The following is a 21200-nucleotide window of genomic DNA, read 5'->3' on the forward strand; positions in this document are numbered from 1 at the left end:
GACTCCCTAATAAAATGACCTATTTAGAAAATTCAAATGTCACTTTGTCACCAGTTACTTTTAGTTTTGCATCAAACGATTTATCAGTTTTCGATTTAAAGCCTTTTATGACTGACGTAATCCCTTTTTCTAATAAATCATTGATATTTTTTTCCGTAAGCTTTTTAGTTGCAATTATTTTATTAATCGAAAACTTACAACCATTTTTATACTCGCTGCACCCTAAAAAAGTTTTACGATCTATCATTTGACCTTTCTTACAACAAGGACAGTTACCTTTGTTATTGTTTGCTTGTTCTATCTTTATTGTTTGCTCTATATTACTAACTTGTCCTATTTTTTTCGGTGCTTCCTGAATTAAATTCATGATAAAAGCTTTAATATTAGAAATAAAATTCTCAGGTGAACTTTTTCCAGTTCCGATTTCTTTTAGCTTTCCTTCCCATTTAGCAGTCATTACTGGACTTGCAAGTAAAGTACCCTCTATTGCTTCACATAAAATTTTGCCTTTATTCGTCACAGAAACAATATTTTTCGTTACTGTAATATACCCATTTTTCTTAATGGTTTCGATGATACTAGAACGTGTGGCCTCAGTCCCCAACCCCTCTACCTCGTTTAAGATTTCCTTATCACTTTCATCATCTACTGTTTTCCCAGCGTTTTTCATTACTTTAACTAGATCACCTTCTGTATAGGGCTTAGGAGGCGTTGTATGCCCTTCTTTGCTTTGAAGGATACTTAATACTCTTTCATCTTTTGAAACGCTAGGAAGCACCTTATTACTGCCATTTTCCACATGTTCTTCATCATCTGATTGTACAAATAAAGCTTTCCAACCTTTTTCAATTTCTACCTTTCCAACAGTTTCAAATTTCACATTATTTACAGCTGTGACAATTTTCGTTTCCTCATACAAGTAGTCACTATGGAACATAGCAAGTGTATTACGCAAAACCTCATCATAAATATGCTTTTCTTCAACCGATAAGCTGTTTAATGTATTAGCACTAGGTATTGTCTTAGTTGGTATTATGGCATAATGCTCTTGAACTTTTGTGCCATCTACATATCGTTTATTAGCAACTTTATTAGGGGTAAAATCGACATTTATTAACTGCATATAATTTTCAACATTGTTTGACAAGTAAACAAATTCATTTTCAGTAATGAAATTTATACTGGTACGAGGATAAGTGACTATTTTTTTCTCATACAAAGACTGCATTATTTCTAACACTTTAGAAGGGCTGTACTTCCATCTTTTATTAGCAATCTTTTGTAGTGTTGATAAAGAGTGTAATCTTGGTGATTTTATATGTTTCTCTTTTGTCTCTATTTCTAAAACTTCACCTGTAATTTCTTTATTTAATACCAGGTTTTTTTCTTCTAAAAATGAAATTAATTCTTTAAGTGTATCTGTCTTAACCTTTGCCTTACCTGTATATTGGCCATTTGTTGATTTAAAATGGCCAACTAATTCGAAGAATGGCTTAGATACAAAGTTCTCAATCTCTTTTTGGTGTTGGTAGATCATATAAACTAATGGGGATTGTACACGGCCAATACTTAAACTTGCATTAAGACCTTTATTTTGCAAAAGCAAACTATACAAAGGACTAGCGTTCATTCCTACAAGCCAATCTGATATTTGACGAGTTTTTGCTTCGCTGTACATTAATAAATCTTTCTCATTTGATTGTAAGGATTGAAAGCCTTTGACAATTTCATCTACTTCAAGTGAGTTAATCCAGAGCCGTTTAATCGTTTTATTTTTTGCACCTGTCATGTTGAAAGTAGAATAGAATATATTGCTACCTTCACGATCAATGTCACATGCGTTGATTACTACATCAGCGTTATTAATTAGCTTCTTTACAGCATTAAATTGAACTTTTTTATCCTCAGAAACCTTATACTCAAATTGTGCTGGAATGATAGGTAAATTTTTAATATCCCAGTTTTTCCATTCTTTTCGATATTCCCCTGGCATTTTCAAGCCAACAAGATGTCCAATTCCCCATGTGATGACTGCTCCATCTGGAAATGTGCTACAAGGTTTTAGTTCAATGTGTGTTTTTTCTCTTTTTGCTACTTCAAAAGCTTCGGCATAAGCTTTTGCTTGTGAAGGTTTTTCGGCTAATATGACTGTATTCATTCTAATAACCACCTTTTATATATTTTTGACTTTAATAAACAGGCTACATATTCAAGTTAGATAACCTTGCAAATAGTTCACTTTCTTCTATATTTTTAGATGATTCTAAGTTTCTATAAAGTTCTTCATTTTGAAACTGAAGCTTATCTAGTAACTGGTTCAGTTCATCATAAGGTAAATATATTTCTAACTCAGATATATCGAAAATGCTATTGAATTTTATAGTGAGTGCGGTATAGCTAACACCCCATCCTGAACAAGTTTGAAACCAAAATTCCCACTCAGTTAAAGCTAACAAAGTTATAAGTTCGTGCTTGTGAATAGATTTCCTGATATAAGGTAATGAAACAAATGCACTTGATGACAGAATAAGTGAGTTTAATATATTCATCTTTTCGCTGTTAAGGACTGGTTCAGAAAGGCTTTTTATTTCTTCTAATCGTTCCTTAATCAAGGGAAGAAATTCATTTTGATAGGGCAACTCTAATGTTGTTAAATCTACAGCTTGAATAATTTCATCATATGAAATTTCATTTTTAAAAAATTCATTTAAGATTTCTTTATTGAAGAGTCGTCCATATCCACCCCAGTACATAGGCATATAGAGATTTTCAAAGTGAGATTCTTTAAATAACAAAAAATGTATAGGATTTGCAGTGATTGTTTGATCAATGTTTATTTGGTTCAATAATTTAATTAAATTCATTTTTTCACTACCTCCTCAAGTAAGCAATTCCCATGAAAAATCAATTCTTTATGTTCTTCAATCCATTTATTCACATAACTTTGTAAATCTTTTACTAAAACAGTCATCGTATTAAAAACAAAGAATACATTTTCCCCTGTATCTCCAACGTACTTTATGGTATTATCATCAAGCTCAAAAACCGCAACCTCAATCATATTTCCTATATCAAGTACAACCTCAACTAAATATTTTTCACCGTTGTATTCATAGCGATATTTTGAAACAGTTTCTTCTTTACCAAGCCCATAATTTACAGGAACGTTTTTTAATTTGTAATCGTGCAACATGATTATTTCTTGTGTAAAAAACGAAGTTGTTTGAGCTGGGTAGTTATCACGAATATCAAATAATTCCATATTATTTTTCATCAGTTCCATAAACTCAACTTCTGAAACATCTTCAGGATTTAGAACACCATTAATCAAAATATCTTTTGTATATGACGTTTTCTCCCATTGCAAAGTATAAGAGCATCCAAATTCTCTTAAAAGTTTTATATTGGGTTCAAAATTCAAAACATTTTCTGTATCAATAAAACATCTAATAAATTCAAATAAATAACATGAATTTCCATTACCAAAATCAATTTTTTGTTCATTTAATTCATTTTCTGACTCAAATAATTTTTCGTTTCCTTTAGTATCAAACACTTTAAACAACACATTTACGCTTGTGGCCCCAATATTAACGCCTTTGTACATAAATGGCGTATCTGCTAAAAATACATAATCATAACCTAATCTATATTTTTTCATTTGTTATACCTCTCTTCAATTAAGTGCCAAATGGCAAAACTTATCCCGCAACTTTCACATTTATGCGATGTACAGCCTACTGTTTGCTCTTGTTCATATATTTTTTGCTCCCTCTCACACCAGGGACATTCTACAGAAAATGGTTGAATAATATCTTCATTTGTTTCTTCTGACATTTCAAACTCCTCCTTTATCATTAACAATTAAATTATGTTGTTTCTGCTTTTTATGAATAATTATTTTCTGAACTAAAAATAGAACCGCATTTAAAACAAGATAAATTACAATTATTAATGTTGTACTTTCCTGGTTTCCTAAAAACGATAAGCCTAACAATGTACATAAAGATAAACAAAGCAAAAAGGATTCTAATATGGTTTTTGACGTCCGAAATGTAAATTTCAAGCTTAGTGACAATGCGAAGGAAGTCGTAATTAAAAAAACCATAAGCCCCTCGATACCTTCACGTACATTGTCACTACTGATAAAGGTTGTTAATACACACACTCCATCGATACTTAAATAAAGCATTGTTAATATCAAGAAACACTCACTCAACCTCTTTAAAGGCTTTAAAATTGCCATATTACACACTCCTTCCGTTCTAAATAATTAAATTTGATCTACAAAGCCTGAAAAACTCCCTTTGATAAGAAAAAGGACTCACCAATTTTGATGAATCCTTAACCTTTGAATATTTGTTAGATTTTAAAAATCTTTTCACTAACGTTCATAAAATCCTTTGTCTTGTTTTCTAATTGTTTTTTTCTCTTTCATTAGTTTATTTTCTTGCTGCAGATCATTTATATCAAAATCAGGAGGAACATTCACAAGATTTCTTAAAAATATACCACTATCAACTAGCCATTTGAATTCCTCTTCAATGTTGTAATTGTGATCTTTCGCTATATTTTCATCAACTTCTATTACCGCAATCATTTTTATTTTTTCAGCCATAGACACATCTCCCTCAATGATAATAACAATAGTTGTTTAACTGCTAAGACTCACCAATTTTGATGAGTCCTGATCTCTTTAAAATTAAATATTACTTTTCACTTTTTTAAGGACAAAATTTCAACTGGTTTTAAACCTAACTTTTGTCTATTTTCGTTTACTCGTTCTCTCCCCCCTTCACAGTATTCTGAATCCAACTCAAAACCAATCCAGGAACGTTTTGTATTGTCACAGGCTGCAGCTGTAGTAAATGCTCCCACACAGTTATCTAACACTGTGTCACCTGGATTTGTATAAGTTAGGATAAGATACTCAAATAGTGATAATGGTTTTTGTGTCGGGTGCCAAGTTTTGCTGTCACGTGGAAAATCAATTACTGACTTAGGGTAGTTTTTCCTTTTCACGATATGTGGTTTACTTAATGTTTCATTTCTATCTCCTAGTATTTTCATTTTAGGAGAATTTTTTATTAATACAGGCTTACAATATATAACTCCTTGTGGATTGTATGTCGGCAGTTTTTTATAAAAGACACATACATTTTCATGATTTTTTAGTGGCATCTTATTGGCATTTGGAAATCCTGTTGTGTGCTTTCCTTTCTTCCAAATCCACTCATATCTGAACAGTTTGAGATTGGACATAATTAATTTACTAGTGAATGGCTGGCTTGCCGTTAATACAATAGCTCCGTTATCTTTGATCACTCGCTCGTACTGCTCCCACAAAAGCTCAAACGGAATAATCGTATCCCAACGACAGGTAGTCGTTCCATAAGGAAGATCTGTCAGGATTAAATCAACCGACTTGTCTGGTATGTACTGCATACCCTCTAGGCAATCCATGTTGTAAATAGTATTTTTGTTAATGTTCATAGCTTTTTTCCTCCCGACATATTATAATTAAACCAGGAGAACAAGCGTTCTTTTACATACTTTTTAAGAGGCTTGAAGGGACAAGCCTCTTTAATTTTTCAATAAAAATAACGCTAGTCAAATTGACTGCGCTTCCTTAACGTTCATATGCAATACTTCTTCGCTTGTGTTTGGTACCCACTTCATTTTTCAATACTTCATCATGAGCACCAGGTATTTTTTGTTGCAACTCTTTCTCTACCTGGACTGACTCAGTTAATTGGCCACCACGCTGCTTTTCATCAGCATACAAAGCGAGTTCCTTTAAAATTTCCTGATGTTGCGGATCAGTTAGCTTATTTTCTGCAATGAGTTGATCATATGGACTCTTGTACTCTCCATCACCAATATCTAATCGATCTGGATTAACTAGATCGATTGTATCTCCGTTTGGAATTAATACATGGTATCGAGTTTTGAGATAACTATATGCTTTTTCTTTATCAGAAAACACTGCCTTTTCAAGCAGCGCCATGCGTTCATTTCCTTCAGCAAACCCCATTAATTCATTAGACATTAGTTCACTTTCAGACCATTGGATTAGGATCTTCGGATTAGTCACTTCTTGCTGATTAATGAGGGCAAAATTATCTTTAAACGTATTATTAAACACCTGGATAAAATCTGCATTTACTTGCTCAAAGGTAAGTAAATCATCACTGACACTCCTAAGTTGATCCAATTCCTGTTTAAATGCTGGATGTTGTAATTGCTCAACCTTATTAGTGATTATGTCATGAATAATTTCTTTTAAGTCCTCAGCTTCAATTGCACGCAAGCTGGCATTCGATAAGGCCCCATACTCGATTAATAGCAGCTGCACAGGCTTCATTAATTCGTTCTCTTTTGCACGTCGTATTTCTAAAAAATGATTATCGATGGTTTCTATAAATTCACTCGCTGCTGTTCTCACACCATTTAATAACATCTCTTTATCTTTTAATTCTTTACCTTGTTGTGTCCAGCTGGCCAAATAAGAAAGACTAAAATTTTCAGTATCAATTCCATATCGACTGACCACGACATAGGACACCATTTCTGCTTGAAATTCACGTTCTGCTGTAGTAAAGCTATCTCGAACATCAGGAGTGTGCAGCCTAGCATGTGCTAACTCATGAAGTAACGTAGTAACATTTTCGTAAGCTGTATTTCGTGGGTTTAAGGCAATTATTTTTTCATATGGATAAGCAACTCCTTTCGCTACTCCTAATTCACGTGGAGGTACTGGTAATATTTCAAACCCAATATTTTTAGATACTTTATGCAAGGCTGCTAACATTTCACCTTCATTTTCTATCACTCCATCCTGGTGATACTGGCCAAAGATTTCAGAGACAGGCATCCCTTTCTCTCTTGCATCTGTTTGGGTATATTCAAATACATGGCCAATTTTAAAAAACAACTTTTTTTCAGTTTCTAGCACGCCATTTTTAATTTGTGCTTTCTCTCTTGAATTAGCGAATTGCATCTGTATCCATTCATCATCCCGTTTAAAATATGTGACAGGTGTAGGGACAAATATTTGAATCCCCTTCTCACCTTTTTTAACAGATACACCCTTGTCCTGCCAAAACTTAAATGAACCTACTGCTTTTGCACCCATGAACTGATTTTGAATCAAAGCCATGTTACGCAAGGAATAGTTATAAAATATTGACATAAAAGCTAAATGCTCTTTTAAAGCATCCTCAGTTATAAAATAGGAGCTTAGTTGATTGGTCATTTTCTCTGATAATTCTTCGATCTCTTTTTGCTTTTCCTCTGCTGTTTTTGCTGTATATTTTTTACGTGTCATCACCATAATCTCTACTCCTTTAAAGTTCTTCAGGTACCAAATGGGCATCTGCTAATTCATGACGTTCTGTTTCAGGAAAATATTCAAGTAATGAGGTATCCATAATTATTTCATGGCTTTCTTGATTGAATGGCACAATAAATGTACCTTGTTGAATTGCCCCAAAGATAAACTGTCGATTATCCTCTGTTAGATCTATTTTTAGATCTACACTATTTACTCGAAGCGTAACATGCTGTTCTTCTAACTCTTTAATAAACGCATATTGAATGTTGTTCATTTTTGCCATCCCTCTTATTTTCAAAATTTTTTAATTCATTAAATGCATTCCACCAGCTTTTAATGATTTCTTCTGCAGCCTCTTTCGAGGGCATGTTTGTAAGTTCTTTTAGATATTTTTGTGATCGATAATAAAAAGTTTGGTCATCATCGTACTCACATAGTTCATCCAAAGCCAGCTCTCGATGTATAAGATAATTTTTTCCATCAAGGTTCTGAATTAAATAGTTCATGGGGGAAATCCATCTACTATTTTCGTCAAAGAAACCAATTTCTTTTGGAGCAGACATCACAACAATATCTAGATTATTATCAATACACGACATACACATTGCCCCATGATAAGGTTCTCTAATTACATCAAGCACTTTATTACATGATTCACATTTGACTTGGTAGGACATTTAACAACCTCCTCTAACGCTCGTATCCATCTAACATGCGGTCAAATTCTTCCATGTTTCGTTCTTTTTTAAAGTCGTGGTACGTTTTTCGTAACCGATAATTCAAATTATTTAGTGCCTGGTTTAACCCTTTAGAAACATGTAAATTTTGACGATACATAGGAGCTTGATACTTCCTTTGGGATTTAGATAGTTCAAACCAACGATGATCGGCTTCCTTTTGATAGGCACGCATTTCAGTTAAAACCGCATTACCCATACGTTTTTTTAAATCATCTAATTTTGTTTGTTTATAGTTTTGATACTTGCTACCTTCTCCATACTTTTCTTTCATGACTTCAACTTCTTCATCCAGTAGCCGATGAAGATCTATCATTTCATTTTTATAGTAACGTTTTAAATATATATCAACGATCTGATCAATATACGGCCTTGCCCCATCAATTGACTGATAACCATACCTCCATTGAGAACGATCTTGCGGTAATCGTTGAAGTGCCTCTCGAAAAAGCCTTTTCGTTTGACGATGTGTAGATAAATCGACTCCCTTTTCCTTTTTTAAATTCACACTACCTCGTATCAAATCGGTTATAAGATTACGTTCTTTTGTGCGATCCATAATAAGGTTGGCCACTTTCGACTTCATTTTATCAAGGGAACCTTGTTTTCGTTTGGCACGTAGTTGTTCTTCCCATTTACCTGTTTCAAAATTCTTTGTCCACTTTTTAACCCGTGTAGGTATCGGCTCAACTGTCGCTATATGAACATGAAGGTTGTCTGTGTTGTAGTGAATAGCTGCAGACCATACCGCACTATCGATCATATTCTCTCCTTTTAACATTTCGTTTACTGCAGCGCGCACAATATTTTTCATTTTCACTTCATTAACCTGTCCACCCTCATCCATTAATCCATACTTTTGTAGCCAAGTGTTATCAAAACTAATCACATCTTGCCATAGTGGAGAACCATTTTCTTGAGCCTGCTTGAACAAATCTTTTAATGAATTTTTTTGATCCATATTGATAATATCTTCAGTAGATGAAAACAATGCACCTTGCTTGTTTTCATCTCCCATATAGTCCATATACTGATAAAAAACAGAAAAGGAATCATTTTCATCAGTAATAATTTTCTCCTTCACTTTCGCAGCATCACGATCAATATAACTAATAAAATCCTGATACTCCTCGCTGGATGGCATAACAAAGCGACTTTTTAAAACAACGCCAGGAGAATTATTCATCTTTATCTCCCTCTATCCATTAAGAACCTTGATTATCTGGCAAAGCTCTTTTGGTTTCCTGATCGATTTTCTTTTGACGATTATGTGCAATACGATTTTTTATTAATTCCTCAGCTTGAGTAAAAGGCACTGTTTTTAATCGATCAGTAGAACCTAACTGTTTTGCATCTGTCATAATGAAATAGTGATTCCAAAATTCAAGCATCATCTGAGTATTACGATCAATAACATTCCCTGTTATACGTACTCGTTTTAAGTCTTCTGTAATTGGCTCCAATATACTGTGTAAATGTTTGTGCATCATTGCTTCTACTTCTGCTAAAAGGGCTTGATTTTGAGAAGTTTCATGAGCATAAAGAGTCTCAATTAGGTACTCTATAACACCACCAAGAGTTAAATTTTTTTCAGTTGCTAACTGTTCGAGCTTTAGTATTGTAGAATCCGTTAACCAGAAATTTTTTTTATTTTTCGTTACTGTCACTTAACTTCACTTCCTTTCCTACTAATTCTGTCAGTTGTTGATTTATTTCTTCTGCATCACTATCTAATAATAAGTACAGCATGGATTCAATTCGCAATACACTTTCATATAGTTCACTTTGCTGTAGTAAGTATTGTTCCATTTGTTTCTGTGAAGACATTACAACCTTTTCAAAGCGATCTCGTTCTTCAATGAACACATCAAAATATGCAATTCGTTCAAGCAAGGATTTTAAATAAACCTGGCGTGACACCTTTGCTTTTTTAGCAGCTTTATCAATTTTATCTATTGCTAATTCATCGACATCTCGAATTAATATGTCACTCATTATTCGTTCACCTCTTGCTCAAAAACCTTTTGAACTTCTTGGTTTAAAATGCCCTCAATTGAAATCAGTTTCTTCAGCAACTCTTCATTCGATTTTGCAAATGTTGCAAACACTTCTATATGCATCCCCAGCATTTCTTCGAAGCGATTTTTTTCTTCTTGAAATAAATTTGGAGTCGTTATTCGTTTCAAATGAAGATTAATAAAATCATTTTGTGTCATCTTCTTTTTTTTGGCCATGCTTGTTATTTTTTTCTTTAATGCTGGATCAACCCGTGCCTTTATTTCGGCCATTGTGCAATCTCTCCTTTACTTCAAAGTCGCTAGGGCGTTGAGCGTTTCGTCTCTAAAAGAGGCGAAACTGAAAATAGCCTGCGAGCGCAGGCTATTGAGTGAAAGAGCATAAGGGAAATCTGCTATCACCTGGGGTGATAGACTAGGCAGAGCCTAGTATTTCGGTGTCCCCATAAAAAAGAGCAATTCTTCCTGTTTTCTTCCTGAAATTTCTTACGTTCTTCCTGTTTTCTTCCTAGCTTTTTTGCTAAAATCAATCCATTTACTACTAGTATTATTCGACTTCAACTACATTCTTTTTCATTTCATCGGAGCCAATCATGTCAATTTTTTCTTGCAACTTCTTTCGCTTATTTTGTAATTCTATTAGTCGATTTTGATAGTCTTTTTTCTTCTCATTGACGTTTTCAATCGCTGTTTTTTTCTTTACAAGTTGTAGACGTACTTCTTGTTTTTCGTCTTCCGTCTTATAGGCAAGCTCACTTTCTAGATGCTTCATTTCGTTTTGTATTGATGCAATAATGTCATCTTGTAAGGGAATCTGTTCTCCTTCCAATGTACGAATCTTCTTATCAATTTGGTCAATTTCAAGCGCAATAAATTCTTCTTGATAGGCGAACTGTGTCTTTTCTTTCAAGGTTTTATCCTCACTTATTTTTCGATAATCGCCAACAATAATCTTTTCTTTCGGCTGTGGTAAATCTAAAACAGCTGATGGATCGACAGCGCCTTTTTCAGCCAACAGTTTGTCCCTTGCCTCACTTTCAAGTATTTTTTGATCACGAATTTCCTTAACAAATAAACCAATAACAGAATGCTCTTCAGGCACTTTTGAAATATGAAGAACGTACTGATTATCTTTTTGATAGATAATTTTCACAGGGTAAGACTCCAATGATTTGGACGCTTTGGCCGCAAATGCAAATGTAGGTTTTACGTTATCTGAACCTGTGTGTCGTGTTTCCAGCAATACTTCCATGAACCCTTTTTCGGGATTATAGTGCCATTTTTTTAAGATTAATGTCGTTTGTTCTAAACCAACTATGTCTTTGTTAAAAGGTGTTTGTTTAATTGGATTATCATCATACATCCACAACTTGGATGTGAAGATAATCAAAAAACTAATGATGAGAAACGACATCAGACTTACATAAAATTTGTTTTCTAAGCCTTTATTTATTTTTAATTTCACAATTTAACGCCCTCCTTTATTCAGAGAAATCGGCCACTCTTCCATAACCCACAATGACAGATCCCCAATAACCTGTTAACGCGTCATCATAACGCACACCATCGTTTTGCGAGTTAAACATTTTTCCGTTTCCTACATACATACCGACATKTGTAACTGGTGCGTAATTAGCACTTTTAAAGAAAATTAAGTCGCCTGGTTGCAATTGATCCCGTGTTATTGGTTGAGCAAATTTGTATTGTGTATAGGCTGTACGTGGAAGTWGGWTGCCTGCTTTTTCGTAAGACTATTGCATTAATCCTGAACAATCAAAGCCCATATTTGGATTGTAACCACCCCAAACATAGGACCATCCTTCGTACTTTAACATCTCGTTTAAAATCGTTTTAAAAGCTTCATTTCCAACAATTTGAGAACCCATAGGCGAACAATTCATCGTTAATCCACCCAACTCACTAGCAAATTTCGTGACCGTTGGTACCCAATGTGCATTTAATCCGTTCGGATCATTTGCTGCCCCGATGGGTGCATAAACACTCCCTAATGACTCAATTGTTGAGAGTCCGTCATCAATAATGCGACGCTTTAAATTCGCCATTGTGTATGACAACCCTTCCTCTAATGTGGAAAAATGCATCAACTTAGACCAACCTGTAGCTGGGTCCATGATGCCTCCTGGATTGTTTTTATTTACAACCGCATTGGATGTACCTCGACCTGTTTCGTGAAAAGCAATTGCTGCAGCCAATACAGGATCAATGCCATTTAATCTAGCAAGTTCTATAAATAAATCTCCTTTTCCAGTGAAAGCCCCTGCATTTGAAAAGGCTGCATTCCAGCTTACTTCATCGATTTCTCCTGTCACAGAACAAGCTGATAAACCATTTCCTCCAATAGAATGATTGTTTGTTGAGCCTCCTACTGCACCTATTATCATGATGATGGCCAACAAAATGACAGCTACAATCGCAAAGAATGAAAACCCTAACGACCCTGCAATCCATACCAAAATCTTTTTACCAATCTGCTGTCCAATAAAATTAATGAGTTGCTTCATACACGACTCAACTCTTTTACAAACCATTCTCCCGACTCAGAAAGTGTCAAAGATATTTTATACATGTTGGATTGTTCTCTAACTTTTTTACCTGCAGAAAGCACATCCCATGTGGCATAGACCATGAATTGTATTTCTTGATCTCCTGAAGCCTTTGTAGGAGAAACATCAAGTGACTGGACTTTCCTTGTTAGTTGATCCTTCGGAGCCATTACTTCATTTTGTACAACAATTAAAAAAGGAGCTGTAGAAATTTCCTTCCACATCTCCATATCTGTATTATTTTCTAGCCAAGCTTGCATAACTTTTTCCGCTAATTTTTCTGCTGCCTGTACCTTATCTTCACCGAATTTAGCCCCATACTCAGCGTCATAATCGATTTCCGTATTCCCTACAGGTACTTGTTGATCTTTATCGGTTTCCGTCTCTGAGTCTGTTCTTTCTTCCTCTATTGGTTCTGTGTAGCTGTATTCATTTTCTCCCTCAAAACCTGTATCATCTTTATTTTTACCATCATAGAAGAACATTTTTATCATGAACCCTAACATGACCAAACCAATGAATAGTACCAAGATTAATTTTGACATTGTAGAACGTTCCACGTTACATTCCCCCTCTAAACATTGCCAACTCTTCTTCTGATGCTTCTACGCTGAACATTAAATTCCCTACTCCATTAATAGATAGTAGACAATCTCCTTGTTGGAACTGCGGTATTTGCGCCAATTCACTTTCGCTGATTTGACCCTCAAAAATCGTTCGCATAGCATCTAATGTGTTGGCGTCTTGTCCCATGATAAATTTGTACTGTGTTAATTCAAATAAAGTACGAATCTTTGTCACAACTTCCGAATCTGCATGGTCAGGTACATAATCTCGAATGGATTGACTAGCTAATACAATTCCACCAAAATACTTACGGGCTTCTCGTTCATAATCAATTAAATAGTCCACAGCTAACAGATTATTGGCATTGATAAAACGATGAGATTCATCGATAACCAGGAAAAACCGAATAACATCCTCTTCATTGAAATTACTATCTTCATAAATTGCTCGCATTTGAGGTGTACCAATTTGAATAAGATTATCCCATATCAACGTTAATGCACTATACATTTGTGCATTAAATATATTTTTCTCTAACCTTGTTAGATTACGGACAGAAAAGAAAATCACTTGTTCATCTGTAAAAGCTGGAATGGATGTGTGTCCATCGAATAAATGACCATAACTGTGTACTAAATTATCAATTACTAATTCAATTTTTTCTAGACGATTGGCTCTAGTCATAGACAACTCTTTACGAATAATACGTTGTGGTAAATCCTCATATAATTCATTCCGCACATACTGTAAAAATTCACTGAATGTCGGATATTCTTCATTCGCTAACTGGGTTACACCCGTACTTTGAATCCGTTCTTGAAAACCTAAAGATACATAAAACAAACGTAATATTTTTTTAAATTCTTCTAAGTCTTCCGTTGAAGGATTATTCGTTAAAAATTGATAGAAGGTTGTAACTTTAGAAAGGTGCTGCATAAAGCTAAGTTCTTCACTTTTTTGATCTGTGCCGTCTGAAATACGATAAATTTGCAAAGGATTTATGATACCTTGACTGCCATCTAAACTAATTAATTGGCCATTCAAAGATTCTTCTACTAACGTGGCAAATTCGCCTGTTACATCAAAACCCCGTATCACATTACTACGACAAGCATTATCCGTTGTCAGCTTTTTCAACAGTGTCGATTTTCCTTTCCCCATCGTTCCAGCAACAACGGCATTAAAAAATGTACGCTGTTTGTCTCGATGAAACAGATCAAAAATAACATTACCACCACTAAATGTCGTGCCTAAATAACTGCCTGTGGGATCGTTAAGCTCTGAAAAATGAAAAGGCAAACCTGCAGCTAATGAAAGCGCTGGTATGCCTTTACTTTCTCTTTTATTTGGAAATGTTTGTTGCTCTTGATAAGGAACAAAAAGGGACTGCCATTCCCAACTACTTTCATTAAGAAATATCGTTCCCTTATATCCATAACTAATTAAATCCGTTTCAACTGCTTGTACTTTTTGTTCCAGCTCATGAATCGTTTTTGCATGTACAAATAAACGAATGTCGACAAGCTTTACGACCTCACCCATTTGTGAAATTTCCTGATAAAGCCTTTCTAACTCTTGATAACTATTTTGAGCATCCATTTTTTCAGATTGATGTTTTCCACTTGAATAACGTACGGTCTGCTCTAACATACTTTTATTAATCGCACTAACGGTTTCATCTTTAGGCATTGTTGCATTATCCATCGTTACAATGACATCACGCATGGAGAATATTTTTTCTAACCATAGTTTTGATACATTCGTTGGATAGTCCCATATGTGAATACAGGCCTCATAACCGTCTCCTTTTTGAATGTATTTATCTTTAAATTGAATACCGCCTTGCGGTTGTATAGCAGCTAAAAAAGTGGGATTATACACTTTCTCTTGTTTCTCCTCTTGCTTCATTTTATCTGGCTGCTTCATCTTCATAAGAGAGTCTAATAGCTTCATTGTTAAACATCCCCTCCTCTACTTATAATTTAGAATTTTGATTAGACATCATAAATAAAATGTCTTGCTTCTTTTCTTTTGTTAAAGCTTGCAAAGGGAATGATTGTCGCATCCCTCGCACTACTTGTTTTTTTTCATCCTCTAAAGTCTGAGTTGACTTCGCATAGATAAACAAGAAAAATTCACGGTTTGTCCGTTCGCGTTCTAAAAACTCTAACTCAAATAACTTTCTGTTGATAAAACGTAAACGTAATGGATCTGTCGTTTTCTCTTTTTTTCTTTCCCAATACAGCCTTTGCTTTTATGTATTGGCTGGAAAGTTTAACCCTACAACTTTGTGCTGAGATGAAAAACTACGATAAAAGCGTGCATTTTCTAAAAGTTTTACTGTTATATCGTTATCCGTTAGTGAGTGTAAATCACTAGGCATAATTTGAAAGATGTCCATAAAGTACCCTTTTTTCATCACAATGTACTCGTCAGTTATATCGATAAATGGCATAATCATAGGCGTTTTCCGTAAAACATGAGATTTTCTTTCAACCTTCTTTTTTGCCTTTTTATTCTTTAGAAAAAAAGGATACTTTTTAAGGAAGCTTTTTTTAGACACTTTTTCCTCGGTATAAGAAGGGACAATAATTGGCTTAATTTCCTCTTTATTCACGATGATCCCCCTCTCCATATAAATAATCATTCATAATTTTTTTGACATCTAATGCATGATAAGTGTATTTATTACGCTTGAAATATAAATACAATGACATGTAATTTTTGAGTCGAGGGTTATTCCTAGAAGGCAATACCATCCAAAACAAGGTACCACTTGCCATCAATATATAAGGAATAAACAAAATACCATGTACTAAATCTTTTAATACGGTGAAAAAAAGAAAGAAGCTAACCAACAAAATGATTAACTCCTTTACTTCTAAACCAACAATTTTAGGCTTTGCCTTAATTTCTTTTGGAATGTCATACATTATTCTTGGTCACTCCCTTGTCTTTTTCCTTTTCCTATATTATTGGTCATACGACGAATATTTTGACCAAGTGTAAAACCACTATTACCAGCACGTGTCACGCTTTCTTTCAGTTGTTGTACAGATGGATTACCACCAAGAATGGTATTTGTATGCACCACCTGTTTATGTCCATATGTTTTAGGATCAATGGTAGTTGACTTTTGATTAGGCTGAACAGTACCACCTTGTCCTCCTACAGTCGAAACAACTGGTCCTTGCTGTACAACGTTTGATCCTCCTGTTGATTGACTAACTACTTGTGCCTGTGTCGAATTTTGCGGTGCAACATGTTGGACATTTCCTGATGAACCTTGTTGAATTACTCCACTAGTAACAGTTTGATGCCCATTTCCTATAACCGTTGGAGCTGTCACTCCTGGTGTATTTTGTTGTGGTGCAACTCCTACAGATGGGATTGTTTCATTTGTTTGACGTTCGTTTGAACCTGTCGAAACATTTCCTGTACTTGATGGTGTTATTACTCCTGGTGTGCTTGCCTGTTGTGTAACCCTTCCAGGTGGGATTATTTCACTTGCTTGTCGGACGTTCGACCTCATTGGAACATTTCCTGTATTTGCTGAACTTGTCATGCCTGGTGTACTTGACTGTGTTGAGATCCCTTCAGACGGGATTGCTTCACTTGTTTGACGAACGTTTGAACCACCTGTTGGAATAGTTGCTGCTGTATCTACTTGTCTTGTCACGCCTGGTGTACTTGGCTGTGGTGAAATCCCTTCAGACGGGATTGCCTCACTTGTTTGACGAACGTTTGGACCTCCTGTTGGAATAGTTGCTGCTGTATCTACTTGTCTTGCCACGCCTGGTGTACTTGGTTGTGTTGAGATCCCTTCAGACGGGATTGCTTCACTAGATGGAATTGGCTCATGTTCTTGTCGCTGAATTGGGCCCTGGTGCATGTCGCCATCATGACCAGTTACACTTTGTATTGAAGAATCAACACTAGGACTTCCTGATATAGGTTGACTTTCTTGACGTTGCATAGCACCCCGTTGTGAAACATCACTTGTGCTTGTATTTGTTGGTGGTTTAGCTGGTGTTGTTACTGTCTTTGGTTGGATTGGTGGACTTCCTTTTTCCTTTCCACCTTGACTTGGTATTTGATCAGGTTGAACACTTCCCATACTGCCTGGCATACCCACTTGGTTACTGTTATCACTAGATGGAATTGGCTCATAATCTTGTGAAGTTGCAGCTATCTGATCATGTGCATTCAATCCATCACTTTCAACCGATGACGGGATAGAATCTGAAGTACCCCCCATAGTAGAATTTGAATGCTGTTCATCTGATTTTGGCATGGTTTTTACATCGCCACTACCAGGTATCGCTGGCACAGAAGTACGTTTTCCTACCTCTGACGGTGTTTCTGTACGCATTCCTTCGACAGTTCTCTTCGCCATATTTGCGCCACCTGCTACAGTAGCAGCACCTTTTTGAGCTACGTTTTTAAGAGCCTGTGCGCCAGCTGTCAATGCTTTACCTCCTGCATAAGCTCCCATCATCGCTTGCCATCCATTGCGTAAACCTGCGTCAATACCAAGCATACGTTGAACAATATCAGGAGCATCAATCAATGCCCAAGCACCAGCAATCATGAGTATGACGACACCAAACATCCCAATATCCGTCTTTAATCCGTTTGCCCAATTAACAAACAAAACGAATAGTTGGAGGAGGCCCGTCATTATAAAGATCACGACAAAAGTATTGACCATTTCCACCAATACTTTTTTTGTCCGTTGTCCACCTGTAAGGTCACTAGCTGCAATGAACATACCAAAAATTTGATGGAACGCTAGATCAAAAATTGCACGGCCAATTTTTAAAACTGTGATACCTAACGCAATAGACGTTACCAGTAAGGACACAATTAAAGACAGCCAATTGACATGATAACGATAATAAGTTTCTCGACCTATTTTCGTCATAGGGACGGCATTATCTTGTAATTCTTCGACTTGATAACTGTCGCCAACACCTGTCGGAACTGATTTCGTTTTTAAAACCTCTTTTGACTCATCACTTAATTGCTTTACCCAATCTTCTTTAAAAAGCCAGCCATCATCTTCGTGCAAGTCAAGCTTTTGTAAAAAGGGGATGTGCAACGCTGATGAATCCGAAAAACGATTTGCATAGGTATAATCTGTAGTTCCTATGGAACTATTTTCTTTACTTGCAGGTCTTGGAGGTGAACTTTCATCCCCACGTGTACTACTGGCAAATTGAAAATCATGTTCGGCATAATACAAAACGTCAGCCACATTACTTTTGATCATATTACTAGCAAGCGTCTCATTTTCAGGATTCATTTGTTCAATTCCGACACCAATAATCTTCTGCATATTAGACATTAAATCTGGAATGATGACGATAAAACATACGGCCATCACAATATTCAGTAGAATTTCATTCCGTTTTTCCACTTTATTTAACATAAATTGAAAGCCCAGAACCACAAGAGCTATAAAGAATACAATCCATATTAATGGTCTTGCTTTATCCATAAACTCTCCCATTGCGCCCGTAGCATAAAAATCATTGAGTGTAATAATTTTGGTCACTATGTCTTCTAATAATTGATTCAACCAGCTTAATGTGTAGATAATGCCACTTCCAAGCGCCCTAAACACATCTTGCCAAAGAAAGCCATCACTCACATGCAAAATGGATTCCAGTATCTTATGTTTCTCGATAATTTCATTATCTTCCATGAACGAATCCTCCCTTCTTATTTTCTACATTCAAACTTTTTAATAGAAAAAGGACTCACCATTTTTGGTGAATCCTCTTTTTGACTAATCATCTTAAAAATTGGCCATACGACATATCTTGCACAAAAATATGAAATAACAAAGACTAGGATAGGAGTGATTATCAGATAAATCATAGTCATTTTATCGCGCGCCTCGGATTTCTCTTACTTTATCAGGAAAAGTCCGATCCACAAATCGGAAGTTATGAATTTTGTTATTAGAGTGTTGTCGTTCAGCTTTAGCAAGTTTTTTCACTTGTTCATGCGTTAACTCCACCGTCTCAAATTCTGTCACAGGTACCCTCGATTCTGGCTGCTCAATAATCCAGGCATCATCATACCCCGAACCAAATAAGAAATGTTCAAAGCTAAAGGATTGATCAAATGTAAAGCTCAGATCGCTTAATCCCATATCCACTAATTCTAATTGATTTTTGTACGTTTCATTCGGCATTAATTGAGAATACGGTGTAATAGGTAAAGAATAACGTTGTAAGTGAGGAAGATCCTCTTCTGAACTTGTAAAGACCCATTCGTCCTCAAATGGCACGTTTGTGTATTGAACAAAGTCTGCTTCCCCTTTAGCTGCACCCTCTTGTACTACTTGCGCGAAACTCGGTAGTCCTTGATCGCTCTTAATAGCTTGCTTCACTTTTTCAGCATATTTATAACCTGACATAAAGCCAGTTCCTGAAGCCGTGAAAAACAAATCAGAAACAAATTCCCCTTCGAACTGCCGTTGATCACCTTTCATCCCCATATCTTTCATTACTTTTTGTTGAAGCTGTACGCCATCCTCAAACTCAGCTTGTAGGCTTTCGTCTAATTCAGCTGCTTTATAAGTACCCGAACTTTGTGTTTTCATAAGTGGATAAAAGTCACCGTCTTTATGTTTACCTGAAGGTAGCTCTACGCTATACAATAATTTTCCTGGTGTCATAGGCAAAGTAGTTTGTGTTTTTAAATTTATCTCATCCTGCCATTCATTCCCTTCAGCACGATGATATTGTTCATAATACGCTTTTGATTCTTTCGATGGACCATACTTATCTTCTCTACCAACGACCCATTTTTTTACTAAAATGTTATCTAGTTTATCCGATTTTTCAGTTTTCTTTTGTTGATGATCAACTGGTATAGAACCGTTCAACTCAAATTTTTGGACAGCTCGCCAATCGGGACGATCATCCCAATGACATTCTTGATCTTCGCCTTTCCCTGTGCAAACCCACCCAATTTCTTTGTTGGTATACTCATATTCAAAGCCATACTGCATGTCCTTGTTTTGGACTTGTTTTGCGTTTATCGTAAATTCAATCGCTCCTTCTTGTTCAACATGTTTCGTATCAAGATTTACTGTATGTTTAATGTTTCGAACTGCAACATGTTTATCATATTCTCCCTTAAAGCTACTATAGACAGCTACTTCACTGAGGTCATTTTTATCCGTTCTTTCTAATTCCCAATATGCTCTCCCTAAACCTGTTCCTTGCTTATCTTCTGGCTCTTTCCACTCAACATCAAAAGTTGTTGTGACAAAGAAATCATTATTTCTATAAAAATAAGCCTTTTCTCCATTCTGGCAATGACTATCAGTATAGGTAGTGTCTTTATAATAAATCGAATAGCGACCTGTTGTACCGTTTACTCGTCGGTTATAGTCCCCTATATCTCCTGTAAGGAAACGAGCAGGAATGGGTGTTGTGTCGTCATAATAGAATACAGCGCCTGCAGCTTCTGCTAGTTCGTACATCTCTTCTCCATACTTTTCAACGATCTCTTTTTTAACTTCAGCAGGCTGATGTGGAACATGGCTATCTTCTGTGCTGTAGTCTTCCTTTTGTCTCCAACCTGACACTGTATGAACATCCCATATAGGGTTCCCATAGTAGTCATAACCAGCAATGTAATCTGTATCTGTTCTTACGCACTCATATTTAATAGCTCCCCATCCTGTACGGTGTGGGTGCGTTTTTCCTTTACTATCCACCATCTGATGAATTTCTTCAGGATCAGTGGGTTCTATTCCAAACCCTTCTCCAACAGTATCAGGAAACTTCACTGTAAGAGTTATAGTGTCCTTAATGGGGGCTGTGGTAGCAGCAGCCACTTCTAGGGGCTTATTACCTTCAAAGTTAAAGATAGAAAATAATAAAATAATTAAGCAAAAAATAGAAATAACCCGTTTTAACACGTATATTCACCCTTTCTCCATACAAAAAAGACCTTTAAAATA

At 35.7% G+C, this 21200-nt stretch carries 22 protein-coding genes and 1 pseudogene; all 23 read right to left on the minus strand.

What is annotated here, in order from left to right:
- Positions 1-19: 19 nt before the first annotated feature.
- On the minus strand, positions 20-2158 hold the full coding sequence (topB, locus tag ACHZEU_RS03020) for a DNA topoisomerase III (protein ID WP_279494835.1): 2139 nt from the start codon (positions 2156-2158) through the stop codon (positions 20-22).
- 43 nt (positions 2159-2201) lie between these two features.
- Complete coding sequence (locus ACHZEU_RS03025; protein WP_225340976.1) at positions 2202-2864, minus strand: hypothetical protein; 663 nt, start codon at positions 2862-2864, stop codon at positions 2202-2204.
- Entirely contained in the window at positions 2861-3661 is an 801-nt protein-coding gene (locus ACHZEU_RS03030) for a hypothetical protein (RefSeq protein WP_225340975.1), read from the minus strand. Before ACHZEU_RS03030 ends, ACHZEU_RS03025 begins: the two co-directional genes overlap by 4 nt.
- Positions 3658-3837, minus strand: a complete 180-nt coding sequence (locus ACHZEU_RS03035) for a hypothetical protein (protein ID WP_225340974.1) — start codon at positions 3835-3837, stop codon at positions 3658-3660. Before ACHZEU_RS03035 ends, ACHZEU_RS03030 begins: the two co-directional genes overlap by 4 nt.
- 1 nt (position 3838) lies before the next feature.
- Positions 3839-4246 carry a hypothetical protein gene (locus ACHZEU_RS03040; RefSeq protein ID WP_225340973.1) on the minus strand — a complete coding sequence of 136 codons (408 nt, stop codon included), beginning with the start codon at positions 4244-4246 and terminating at the stop codon, positions 3839-3841.
- Between the two features lie 138 nt (positions 4247-4384).
- Positions 4385-4618: a hypothetical protein gene (locus ACHZEU_RS03045; RefSeq protein ID WP_225340972.1), complete on the minus strand. Its 234-nt coding sequence runs from the start codon at positions 4616-4618 to the stop codon at positions 4385-4387.
- 98 nt (positions 4619-4716) lie between these two features.
- Complete coding sequence (locus tag ACHZEU_RS03050) at positions 4717-5493, minus strand: DNA-methyltransferase (RefSeq protein ID WP_404804000.1); 777 nt, start codon at positions 5491-5493, stop codon at positions 4717-4719.
- A 136-nt stretch (positions 5494-5629) separates the two neighbouring features.
- Positions 5630-7333 (minus strand): LPD25 domain-containing protein, encoded by a 1704-nt coding sequence (locus tag ACHZEU_RS03055; protein WP_404804001.1) that lies wholly within the window; start codon positions 7331-7333, stop codon positions 5630-5632.
- 13 nt (positions 7334-7346) lie between these two features.
- Positions 7347-7607, minus strand: coding sequence for a hypothetical protein (locus tag ACHZEU_RS03060; RefSeq protein WP_305193285.1), 261 nt, complete (start codon positions 7605-7607; stop codon positions 7347-7349).
- Positions 7579-8010, minus strand: coding sequence for a hypothetical protein (locus tag ACHZEU_RS03065; protein WP_083225254.1), 432 nt, complete (start codon positions 8008-8010; stop codon positions 7579-7581). The genes ACHZEU_RS03060 and ACHZEU_RS03065 overlap by 29 nt, the downstream gene beginning before the upstream one ends.
- Positions 8011-8023: 13 nt before the next feature.
- The gene (gene mobP2, locus ACHZEU_RS03070) at positions 8024-9256 is read right to left on the minus strand and encodes a MobP2 family relaxase (protein WP_066036877.1); all 1233 of its coding nucleotides are present in this window, start codon (positions 9254-9256) and stop codon (positions 8024-8026) included.
- A gap of 19 nt (positions 9257-9275) precedes the next feature.
- Positions 9276-9737, minus strand: coding sequence for a hypothetical protein (locus ACHZEU_RS03075; RefSeq protein ID WP_066036878.1), 462 nt, complete (start codon positions 9735-9737; stop codon positions 9276-9278).
- Entirely contained in the window at positions 9718-10065 is a 348-nt protein-coding gene (locus tag ACHZEU_RS03080; protein WP_066036879.1) for a hypothetical protein, read from the minus strand. The genes ACHZEU_RS03075 and ACHZEU_RS03080 overlap by 20 nt, the downstream gene beginning before the upstream one ends.
- Positions 10065-10358, minus strand: coding sequence for a hypothetical protein (locus ACHZEU_RS03085; RefSeq protein WP_066036880.1), 294 nt, complete (start codon positions 10356-10358; stop codon positions 10065-10067). The genes ACHZEU_RS03080 and ACHZEU_RS03085 overlap by 1 nt, the downstream gene beginning before the upstream one ends.
- A 274-nt stretch (positions 10359-10632) precedes the next feature.
- Positions 10633-11550 (minus strand): hypothetical protein, encoded by a 918-nt coding sequence (locus tag ACHZEU_RS03090; RefSeq protein WP_404804002.1) that lies wholly within the window; start codon positions 11548-11550, stop codon positions 10633-10635.
- Positions 11551-11566: 16 nt separating this feature from the next.
- A pseudogene (locus ACHZEU_RS03095) lies at positions 11567-11773 on the minus strand (NlpC/P60 family protein); the annotation flags it as partial.
- A 63-nt stretch (positions 11774-11836) separates the two neighbouring features.
- A complete protein-coding gene (locus tag ACHZEU_RS03100; RefSeq protein ID WP_404804003.1) occupies positions 11837-12607 on the minus strand; it encodes a hypothetical protein in 771 nt (256 codons plus the stop codon).
- A complete protein-coding gene (locus tag ACHZEU_RS03105) occupies positions 12604-13209 on the minus strand; it encodes a hypothetical protein (protein WP_328004019.1) in 606 nt (201 codons plus the stop codon). The genes ACHZEU_RS03100 and ACHZEU_RS03105 overlap by 4 nt, the downstream gene beginning before the upstream one ends.
- 1 nt (position 13210) lies before the next feature.
- Entirely contained in the window at positions 13211-15169 is a 1959-nt protein-coding gene (locus ACHZEU_RS03110) for a type IV secretion system protein VirB4 (RefSeq protein ID WP_279494824.1), read from the minus strand.
- Positions 15170-15470: 301 nt separating this feature from the next.
- The gene (locus ACHZEU_RS03115) at positions 15471-15833 is read right to left on the minus strand and encodes a hypothetical protein (protein WP_279494822.1); all 363 of its coding nucleotides are present in this window, start codon (positions 15831-15833) and stop codon (positions 15471-15473) included.
- Positions 15826-16149 carry a DUF5592 family protein gene (locus ACHZEU_RS03120; protein ID WP_004233211.1) on the minus strand — a complete coding sequence of 108 codons (324 nt, stop codon included), beginning with the start codon at positions 16147-16149 and terminating at the stop codon, positions 15826-15828. Before ACHZEU_RS03120 ends, ACHZEU_RS03115 begins: the two co-directional genes overlap by 8 nt.
- Positions 16149-18923 carry a pLS20_p028 family conjugation system transmembrane protein gene (locus tag ACHZEU_RS03125; protein WP_279494820.1) on the minus strand — a complete coding sequence of 925 codons (2775 nt, stop codon included), beginning with the start codon at positions 18921-18923 and terminating at the stop codon, positions 16149-16151. Before ACHZEU_RS03125 ends, ACHZEU_RS03120 begins: the two co-directional genes overlap by 1 nt.
- 183 nt (positions 18924-19106) lie before the next feature.
- Entirely contained in the window at positions 19107-21158 is a 2052-nt protein-coding gene (locus ACHZEU_RS03130) for a hypothetical protein (RefSeq protein ID WP_066036887.1), read from the minus strand.
- Positions 21159-21200 lie beyond the last annotated feature (42 nt).

This window comes from Lysinibacillus sp. S1, assembly GCF_044986265.1.
Classification (GTDB): domain Bacteria; phylum Bacillota; class Bacilli; order Bacillales_A; family Planococcaceae; genus Lysinibacillus; species Lysinibacillus capsici.

Coding starts and splice junctions, on each gene's coding strand:
- ACHZEU_RS03080 (WP_066036879.1), bottom strand. CDS start 10,065: ATGAGTGACATATTAATTCGAGATGTCGATGAATTAGCAATAGATAAA.
- ACHZEU_RS03055 (WP_404804001.1), bottom strand. CDS start 7,333: ATGGTGATGACACGTAAAAAATATACAGCAAAAACAGCAGAGGAAAAG.
- ACHZEU_RS03040 (WP_225340973.1), bottom strand. CDS start 4,246: ATGGCAATTTTAAAGCCTTTAAAGAGGTTGAGTGAGTGTTTCTTGATA.
- ACHZEU_RS03120 (WP_004233211.1), bottom strand. CDS start 16,149: ATGTATGACATTCCAAAAGAAATTAAGGCAAAGCCTAAAATTGTTGGT.
- ACHZEU_RS03065 (WP_083225254.1), bottom strand. CDS start 8,010: ATGTCCTACCAAGTCAAATGTGAATCATGTAATAAAGTGCTTGATGTA.
- ACHZEU_RS03085 (WP_066036880.1), bottom strand. CDS start 10,358: ATGGCCGAAATAAAGGCACGGGTTGATCCAGCATTAAAGAAAAAAATA.
- topB (WP_279494835.1), bottom strand. CDS start 2,158: ATGAATACAGTCATATTAGCCGAAAAACCTTCACAAGCAAAAGCTTAT.
- ACHZEU_RS03030 (WP_225340975.1), bottom strand. CDS start 3,661: ATGAAAAAATATAGATTAGGTTATGATTATGTATTTTTAGCAGATACG.
- mobP2 (WP_066036877.1), bottom strand. CDS start 9,256: ATGAATAATTCTCCTGGCGTTGTTTTAAAAAGTCGCTTTGTTATGCCA.
- ACHZEU_RS03025 (WP_225340976.1), bottom strand. CDS start 2,864: ATGAATTTAATTAAATTATTGAACCAAATAAACATTGATCAAACAATC.
- ACHZEU_RS03100 (WP_404804003.1), bottom strand. CDS start 12,607: ATGAAGCAACTCATTAATTTTATTGGACAGCAGATTGGTAAAAAGATT.
- ACHZEU_RS03125 (WP_279494820.1), bottom strand. CDS start 18,923: ATGGAAGATAATGAAATTATCGAGAAACATAAGATACTGGAATCCATT.
- ACHZEU_RS03050 (WP_404804000.1), bottom strand. CDS start 5,493: ATGAACATTAACAAAAATACTATTTACAACATGGATTGCCTAGAGGGT.
- ACHZEU_RS03110 (WP_279494824.1), bottom strand. CDS start 15,169: ATGAAGCTATTAGACTCTCTTATGAAGATGAAGCAGCCAGATAAAATG.
- ACHZEU_RS03060 (WP_305193285.1), bottom strand. CDS start 7,607: ATGAACAACATTCAATATGCGTTTATTAAAGAGTTAGAAGAACAGCAT.
- ACHZEU_RS03045 (WP_225340972.1), bottom strand. CDS start 4,618: ATGGCTGAAAAAATAAAAATGATTGCGGTAATAGAAGTTGATGAAAAT.
- ACHZEU_RS03035 (WP_225340974.1), bottom strand. CDS start 3,837: ATGTCAGAAGAAACAAATGAAGATATTATTCAACCATTTTCTGTAGAA.